Origin of the sequence: Hydrogenophaga sp. A37 (assembly GCF_002001205.1) — a bacterium.
Classification (GTDB): domain Bacteria; phylum Pseudomonadota; class Gammaproteobacteria; order Burkholderiales; family Burkholderiaceae_C; genus Hydrogenophaga.
In genome coordinates, this window is record NZ_MUNZ01000011.1 from 1 (window position 1) to 1,620 (window position 1,620).

General features: G+C 65.8%; 1 protein-coding gene. It reads left to right on the plus strand.

Annotated elements, in window-relative coordinates:
* Positions 1-144: 144 nt before the first annotated feature.
* Positions 145-1,620 (plus strand): IS21 family transposase (gene istA, locus B0E41_RS00050; RefSeq protein WP_077327322.1); only part of this gene is annotated, 1,476 nt, incomplete at its 3' end.

Below are 1,620 nucleotides of genomic sequence, written 5' to 3' on the forward strand. Positions count from 1 at the left end.
CCCTGATGGCCAGTCAAATTCCCCCGTCTATGGCCACCTCAAACTCCCCCACCTGAACTGATCGGGGATAGGGGTTAAACGCCGGCGTCGTCGGCACCTGTTGGCAGGACATTGATCCAGTCTTCCCCGAGGGAAGGCCAAGGAGTGAATGTCTTGAAGTCCAACCAACGCGCCACCATAGAGACACTGCTGGAGCGCAACACATCGCAACGCGAGATCGCCCGCATCACGGGCATCGACCGCAAGACGGTCAGGCGCTACCACCAGCGCTGGCTGGAGCAGCTGCAGTCAAATTCCCCCAGGGTGGCCACCGGCTCGGCCGAGCAAATTCCCCCACCCTGGCCACCGGCTCCTGTCCCGGTGGCCACCTCCCTGTGCGAACCCTGGCGCGAGTTCATCGAAGCCCAACTGCGTCTGAAGCGAAACGCCACGGCCATCTACCAGGACCTGGTCGACCAGCACGGCTTTGCTGGCCAGTACAACTCGGTCAAACGCTTCTGTGCAAAGCTGCGGCACAAGGAGCCCGAGCAGTTCGATCGCCTGTCCTTTCTGCCTGGGGAGGAGATGCAGGTGGACTACGGCGAGGGCGCGCCCACCCGCGTGCCCGGTAGCGACCGGTACCGCAAGCCCCGCCTGTTCGTGGCCACGCTGCGTTATTCCCGTGCCAGTTTCCGGTGCGTGGTCTGGAAGTCCAGTCAGCAGATCTGGGCCGAGCTGCACGAGCAGGCCCTGCGGTACTTCGGTGGCTGCCCGCAATACGTGGTGCTGGACAATCTGAAGGAAGGCGTCTTCAAGCCCGACCTGTACGAGCCTGAGCTCAACCCGGTGTACGCCGCCACCCTGGCGCACTACTGTGTGGTGGCCGACCCGGCGCGGGTGCGAGACCCCAACCGCAAGGGCTCGGTGGAGCATGCCATCGGCCACACCCAGGCCACGGCCTTGAAGGGCCGGCGCTTTGAGTCCATTGAGGCCCAGAACGAGTTCCTGGCGCACTGGGAGAAGAGCTGGGCGGCCAAGCGCATCCACGGCACCGAGCGACGCCAGGTGCAGGCCATGTTCGAGGAGGAGCGCAGCCACCTCAAACCCCTGCCGCTACTGGGCATGCAGTACTTCGACGAGGCGGTGCGCACCGTCTGCGACGACAGCTGTGTGCGGGTGGATCACAGCAGCTACGCCGCTCGCCCAGCGGGCATCGGCTCCAAGGTGTTGGTGCGCATCTACACCCAGCGCATCGAGATTCGTGACATCCACACCCGTGCCTTGCTGCGCACCCACGCCAAGGCCGAGCGGCCCGGCACGGTGGTGCTGCCCATGGAGGAGCGGGTGTTCAATCCGTCTCGTGAGACCCGCCTGATCCTGCGTCAGGCCGGCGAGGTGGGTGAGCACGCCAGGCGGCTGTGTGAGCTGCTCTTTGCCATCGAGGGTCGGGTGGGCCAGCGCAAGCTCTGGGGCATCGTCAGCCTGGCCCGGCGCTTCCCAGCGCACTGCGTCGATGCCGCCTGCGCGCTGGCTCTGGAGCAAGGAGCCTACAGCTACAAGCGCGTGCTGGCGCTGGCGGAAGTCAGCTTTGCCCAGGCACTGGCGGCCATCGAGATCGAGTCCAGCGGTGCGCCCGCCGCC